A 6,918-nucleotide genomic window follows, 5' to 3' on the forward strand; every position below is an offset into this window, starting at 1 on the left:
TGCTGGCAACAAACTCTGTGTGCCTGTACCAGCCAGCCAATAAAGCAAGCGCAAACAATAAGACTAATAATAAAGCCAAATAAAAAGGCGACTCTAGATCGCCTTTTACATCTAAACTCAATGATTTTTCAAATCAAAGTGAAAGGTGGTGCGCTTAAGAAACGCAAAGCTACTCAATCCCGAGGAAGCCACCAGTTTGATGCGCCCAAAGCTGGGCATAGATACCGCCAGCAGCAATCAACTCTTGATGGGTGCCTTGCTCGACGATACGACCTTGATCGAGCACGATTAATCTGTCCATCGCCGCGATAGTGGACAATCTATGGGCAATTGCGATCACAGTCTTTCCTTGCATTAGTTCATACAAGCTTTCCTGAATCGCAGCTTCCACTTCGGAGTCCAAGGCAGAAGTCGCCTCATCGAGCAGTAAAATCGGCGCATTTTTCAAAAGTACCCGAGCAATAGCGATACGTTGTCTCTGTCCGCCGGAGAGCTTAACCCCACGTTCACCCACTTGTGCATCTAAGCCATGGTTGCCATTAGGATCGGTCAGTTCATTAATAAAATCATGGGCCTGAGCCTGTTTTATTGCATGCTCGAGCTGGGTTTCGCTCGCATCAGGATTACCGTAAAGAATATTCTCCCGAATAGTGCGATGCAGTAGAGACGTATCTTGGGTCACCATACCAATCTGTGAACGCAGTGAGTCCTGCTTGACCGCTTTAATATCTTGACCATCGATACAAATTTGGCCTTTCTCAACATCGTAAAAACGCATCAACAGGTTCACTAGCGTGGACTTACCCGCGCCCGAGCGGCCAACGAGACCGACCTTTTCGCCCGCTTTGATATTGAGGTTCAGATCTTCAATAACACCAGTTTCTTCGCCGTAATGGAAACTCACCTGATTAAAATCGATACGTCCTTGCTCAACCACTAAAGTGTTGGCATTGGGCGAATCTTGGATAAGTGTTGTCTTGGAAAGGGTATTCATCCCATCGGTTACTGTGCCGATATTTTCAAATAACGAACTGATTTCCCACATGATCCATTGCGACATGCCATTGAGACGCAGCGCTAAACTCACGGCAATCGCAATCGCTCCAACGGAGATGGCATTGTCACTCCAGAGCAGGATAGACACAGCGGCAATACTGAAGGCGAGCATATAGTTAATCACTTGCACACTAACACTGATCCCCGTGACAAGGCGCATCTGGCGGTACACAGTGTCGAGGAAACTGCGCATACTCGCCTTGGCATACTCGGCTTCTTTATCCGTATGGGCGAAGAGTTTCACCGTGGTGATATTGGTGTAACTGTCGACAATGCGTCCTGTCATCGTCGAGCGCGCATCGGCCTGTTCAGTCGAAACTGTTTTCAGCCTAGGCACAAAATACCACTGTAAACCGATATAGAGCGCCAGCCAGATCAGCATGGGGATCACCAGACGAACATCGGCACTGGCCACCATCACCAGCATGGAGGTGAAATACACTAAAATGTACACCAGCACATCGAGCAGTTTCATTACGGTTTCACGGACCGCAAGGGAAGTTTGCATCACTTTAGTGGCAATGCGGCCGGCAAAATCATTTTGATAGAAGGACACGCTTTGCTTGAGCAGATAGCGATGCGCAAGCCAACGAATCGACATGGGATAATTACCCAGCAAGGTTTGATGCATGATCAGCGCATGAAATAGCACTAATAATGGCATCACCACTAGGACCATCAGCCCCATTAATAACAGCGTCGAGCCTTCATCTTGAAAGAGCGTCTCAGGGCTTTTTTTCACTAACCAATCGACTAATTGCCCCATAAAGCCAAAGAGCGAGACTTCGAGCATGGCGATTAATGCCGTCAGCACTGACATTAATATAAGCGGTAATTCATAGCCCTTAGTGTAATGGCGGCAAAACGCATATACCCCCGTGGGCGGCTTGGTTGGTTCGCCATCGGGCAGGGCTTCAACCCAAGATTCAAATCGTTTAAACATGAATTGACTCTATTTTATTGAGAAAAGTGGATGGGGAAAACGTCGAGGTGTCTAGCATATAGGATCTTGCACTTTAAAAGCACGCGATGATCCAGTTCCGTTTTCCGCGAGTGTGCTAGCATAGGGTGACGTACAGTAACCGACAAGTACAAAATTGTGAATAAGAGTGTCGGATAGCCAAATGAAGCAGACAAGCGTGAGCCAAAATTCAGCCCCACAACCGCCATCCGAGCCGACATCAAGCGACGCGCAGGATTGCCAAATATCCGCCGGGATTTGCCGTGAAGCGCGCATGAGCCGCGATCCACGTTTTGACGGTAAGTTCTTTGTGGGCGTGTTAAGTACGGGGATTTATTGCCGAACAGTGTGCCCAGCAGTAGCGCCGAAGGAAGAAAATGTGCGTTATTTTGACTCGGCCATTAAAGCTGCACAGGCGGGACTCAGGCCTTGTCTACGTTGCCGCCCCGACAGTGCTCCTGGCTCTAATCCGTGGAAAGGCACTAACACAACCCTAGACAGAGCCATAGGTTTGATTGAAGCTGGCGCCTTATCTGGTGAGCACGGATTAACGGTCGAGGCCTTGGCGGACAAATTGGGGATCAGCAGCCGTTATTTAAATAAATTATTTACCGCAGGATTTGGCACTTCACCTAAACAATTTGCCCTCTATCGTCAGTTATTGTTCGCAAAGCAGTTGTTGCATCAGACGCAGTTGCCCATCACTCAGGTCGCCCTTGCCGCAGGCTTTAACAGTATTCGCCGTTTTAACGAGGCATTTCAGCAGGCGCTGCAATTAACGCCCACCCAGTTGCGAAAATCCAGTCAGAAATCGACTATTAAAATAGACGACGGGGAGAGTGCCGAACTCGCTTGTTCGCAGGAGATGCCAGCGCACAGCTTGAGTCTGTATCAGTATTATCGACCGCCACTCGATTGGGCGGCGCAATTAGCCTTTTATCGCCTGCGCGCCGTCGAAGGCATGGAATGGTTTAGCGATAATGCAAACCCTCACTCCCATGGGGCGATTGACCCAAATATACCACTTGAGTATGGCCGTACTCTGCAAATTGAGGATATCCGCGCTGTGGTGCATATCGTCCATGAGGCACCTTTGCATCGCTTTAAAATCACGCTGACGTTAACGCCTGACTCGCCCTTATCGGGCCTACAAAAGCTCATCACCCAAGTGCGGCGCATTTTAGATCTCGATGCCGACATGCAGCTGATTGAACACAACCTTCAGCATCTGACCGATGTAAAACTCAGTAGCAAATCCGGGCTTAGGATCCCTGGCGCAGGCGCGGTGTTTGAGGCGGGTTGTCGAGCCGTCTTAGGTCAGCAGGTGAGCGTAGTGCAGGCGACTAAATTACTGAATATATTGGTCGAAGCCTATGGCGAACGATTTAGTTTAAATGGGCGGGAATATCGCCTGTTCCCCACGCCGCAGGCGATTCGTGAAGCGAGTCTCGATGAGCTTAAAATGCCCGGTGCGCGCAAACTGGCGCTCAATGCGCTTGCGGCGTTTATCTGTGAGCAGCCCGAAGCCTCAGTCGATGAGTGGATTGGAGTAAAAGGTATAGGTCCTTGGACCATTGCCTACGCCAAATTGCGTGGACTTGGCGATCCGAATATCTTCTTGCACACGGATTTAATTGTTAAAAAACAATTGTTAGCCAGTGTTGCCGAGCAAAAAGGCTTGGATATTGAAGCGGTAAAACAGCTGGATTATACGGCGCTTGCACAGCGGGTGGGTGCGGATATCGCCCCTTGGGGGAGTTATTTGACCTTCCAGCTGTGGTCCAATGCATAAGGCATTGCAGGCCACTCGTTATTGTTCCAGTGACTAGGATCCAGTGACGAGGCTCCATATGAGAGCCACTATTAACTATTTGAAACACAGTTCGAAAACACTGTACTAAAGCCGTTTACGAGAACCATTATGAGCCCGAATTTCTCCCAACTGATTAGCGCGCCAACGGCCAAAGATTATCAGCCCTGCGCTGTCGATACCTTAAGTACCCCCATCGGCGTACTACAACTCAATGCCAATGCCTACGGATTGAGCCACTTAACGGTCGTTGGGTCGAGCCGAACGGAGATCCCGCTAAAGGTTGCAACTGATGACGAACTTGCGCGGGCCAAAAGCCATATTGAGCAGGCAAAGGCGCAGCTTCAAGATTATTTTCGCGGTGAGCTAACCGAGTTCCACTTAAACTTAGCGCCTAAGGGAACCGAATTTCAGCAGCAGGTGTGGCAGACGCTGGTGCAGGTCGGTTATGGGCAGAGTTGCAGTTATGGCGACATCGCCCAGCGTATCGACAGACCCAAAGCCGTCAGGGCGGTAGGTGCTGCAAATGGTGCCAATCCCATCGCGATTATTGTGCCCTGTCACCGTATCATTGGTAAAAATGGCCAATTAACCGGTTATGCCTATGGACTTACGATGAAACAACAGCTGTTAATGCTGGAATCGACAAGTAAGGGAGCGCATTTTACGTTAGAATAGCGGTCATATTTGTTATTGATGAGCCATGTAATTTTTTATGACCCAAGCTTCTTCCTCCGTTGCCAGCTTTGCCGAACTTGGCATTATTGCGCCCCTGTGTAATCGACTCTCTGAGCTGACCTATGCGGCCCCTACGCCCATACAAGCGGCCACTATTCCGGCCGTGCTCAGTGGACGGGACGTATTAGCGGGGGCGAATACGGGCTCAGGCAAAACGGCCGCCTTTGCCGTGCCGTTATTGCAGCGCCTGTTTGAGGCGAAAACTGCGGAAAAGTCGGCAGGCCAAGTGCGTTGTTTGGTACTGGTGCCAACTCGCGAATTGGCGCAGCAAGTTGCCGATAGCTTTTTATCCTATGCTTCTCACTTCAATGGCCAACTTAAGATAGTCGCGGCGTTCGGCGGCGTGTCTGTCAATCTGCAAATGCAAAGCTTACGCGCGGGGGCCGATGTGCTGGTGGCAACGCCTGGCCGTTTATTGGATTTATTAGCCAGTAATGCGCTTAAGTTAAACCGCGTCTCGGCCTTAGTGCTGGATGAAGCTGACCGCATGTTAAGCCTTGGGTTTACCGATGAATTAAATCAAGTGCTTGAGGCGCTGCCCGCCAAGAAACAAACCTTATTGTTTTCGGCTACATTCCCTGAAGAAGTCCGAGCACTCACGGCCAAATTACTCCATCAACCGCTTGAATATCATCTGCAAAGTGAGCAAGAAAGCACTATTGAACAGCGTGTTATCACAGTCAACCGTGAACAAAAAACGGCGCTATTGGCACACTTGATTAAACAGCATCAGTGGTCGCAGGCGCTTATTTTTGTTAGCGCTAAAAATACTTGTAATCACCTCGCACAGAAGCTGTCTAAACGTGGGATCAGTGCCGAAGTCTTCCATGGCGATAAGGCGCAAGGCGCGCGTACTCGGGTACTCGATGGCTTTAAAAGTGGCGAAATCAGTGTATTGATTGCGACTGATATCGCAGCCCGCGGTATTGATATTGATAAACTCCCTGTGGTGATTAACTTCGATTTGCCAAGAAGCCCGGCCGATTATATGCACCGTATTGGTCGTAGCGGCCGCGCGGGAGAGGCGGGTTTGGCGGTGACCTTGATTTCCCATGAGGAATATCATCACTTCGGCGTGATTGAAAAGAAAAACAAAATCAAACTGGTACGTGAACAAATCACCGGATTTGAAGCGAATGCCGAGATGCCACTGGAAGTGTTGGCGCAGGAAAAACCGCAGGCTAAACCCGAAGGCACTGGCAAGAAAAAGCGTAAACAGTTACCCGCGGCGAACCTTGAATTTTGGGGTAAAAAGTCTTAATTCCTTGGGCGTGAGTTATGCTTAGTGCATCTCATGTCCCTTCGCATCTGGTTTGTGGGAGCAGTATGCAGCATCTATTTTGGTTAGTTGAAGGCAAGATAGCGGGTCGAAGTGGCCCCAATAAGGATCCTTGGGATTTAGCCGAGCTTAAGGACTCTGGGATCCGTGCCGTGTTATCCGTGAATGGCGGAGAGGGCTGTGAGCCGGGCAGTTTTAAGCATCATGGATTGCGTTATGAATGCATTCCTTTCTCCCGCAATGTCCCGCCGCAGGAAGGGGATGTTGCAATATGTGTTGCCCAGCTACCGCGTGCGCTGGCGTTTATTCAGCAGTGTGAAGCCGATAACTTGCCCGTGCTAATCCATTGCCGCTCGGGTAAAGACCGTACTGGGCTTATTATGGCCTATTACTTGATGGTCAATGGCGCCGCGCCTTTGCATGCCGTTAGTCAAGTACGCAGTATTCGCGATATTGCGTTTACTGCCGAAGGTTGGGACCAGTTTGCCTTCGATGTGCTCTATGCGTTACAGGACTAACCATCTGAATTCATAAAATAAGGAATACCATTTAGTGACGATATTAGGGATATCATCGCGCAGTTGTGGCGCCACCTTCGCCAACACAATCGCCCAGCATCTTGCCAAGAAGATGGGGCAAAAACGCAAGAGTTATCCCGTCAAACAAATGGTATTTCGTCTCTCGCTTCCCTTTTGGGGGCTTTTGCTCCTGTTGATTAACGGTTGTAGCTCAATGGCAGAATTACCCGCAAAATCAATTGAAACAGCCTATCCCTTAGCCGAAAACTCCACCCTGTATCAGGCGGTAAAAACCGCCATGACGCAGCATCCCGAGCAAACTGGGGTATTTCCCCTCGGTGATGGGGTCGATGCCTTCGTCGCTCGCTTGTTGCTGATTGAGTCCGCCGTCAGCAGTATCGATCTGCAATATTATATTTATCGGATAGCGCGGAAAACCTCGCCGTTCAGGGCGAGGATGAATAGCGCAACGGCGAAGCCGTTCTGAGGGCTACGCCGGAGTTTGTTGCTGCTCAATATACTGCCGGATGATCTCAATTGGCGCACCACCACAGCT

6 protein-coding genes are annotated in these 6,918 nt (G+C 49.8%); 5 read left to right on the forward strand and 1 reads right to left on the reverse strand.

Annotated elements, in window-relative coordinates; translation table 11 throughout:
- Positions 1-169: 169 nt before the first annotated feature.
- On the reverse strand, positions 170-1,999 hold the full coding sequence (locus tag B5P39_RS23660; RefSeq protein WP_086904850.1) for an ABC transporter ATP-binding protein: 1,830 nt from the start codon (positions 1,997-1,999) through the stop codon (positions 170-172).
- A gap of 292 nt (positions 2,000-2,291) precedes the next feature.
- Here B5P39_RS23660 and B5P39_RS23665 point away from each other — a divergent pair, with 292 nt between their 5' ends.
- The 5 genes from B5P39_RS23665 (at position 2,292) to B5P39_RS23685 (ending at position 6,849) form a co-directional block, all read left to right on the forward strand.
- Positions 2,292-3,809: a DNA-3-methyladenine glycosylase 2 family protein gene (locus B5P39_RS23665; protein ID WP_441347621.1), complete on the forward strand. Its 1,518-nt coding sequence runs from the start codon at positions 2,292-2,294 to the stop codon at positions 3,807-3,809.
- Between the two features lie 129 nt (positions 3,810-3,938).
- A complete protein-coding gene (locus B5P39_RS23670; protein WP_088213107.1) occupies positions 3,939-4,505 on the forward strand; it encodes a methylated-DNA--[protein]-cysteine S-methyltransferase in 567 nt (188 codons plus the stop codon).
- Between the two features lie 37 nt (positions 4,506-4,542).
- Positions 4,543-5,826, forward strand: coding sequence for a DEAD/DEAH box helicase (locus B5P39_RS23675; RefSeq protein ID WP_088213108.1), 1,284 nt, complete (start codon positions 4,543-4,545; stop codon positions 5,824-5,826).
- Between the two features lie 65 nt (positions 5,827-5,891).
- On the forward strand, positions 5,892-6,362 hold the full coding sequence (locus B5P39_RS23680; protein ID WP_086904846.1) for a phosphatase domain-containing protein: 471 nt from the start codon (positions 5,892-5,894) through the stop codon (positions 6,360-6,362).
- Positions 6,363-6,396: 34 nt separating this feature from the next.
- Complete coding sequence (locus tag B5P39_RS23685) at positions 6,397-6,849, forward strand: hypothetical protein (RefSeq protein WP_254803567.1); 453 nt, start codon at positions 6,397-6,399, stop codon at positions 6,847-6,849.
- The last annotated feature ends 69 nt before the right edge of the window (positions 6,850-6,918 follow it).

The organism is Shewanella sp. Shew256 (genome assembly GCF_002196695.1).
Lineage (GTDB): Bacteria > Pseudomonadota > Gammaproteobacteria > Enterobacterales > Shewanellaceae > Shewanella > Shewanella mangrovisoli.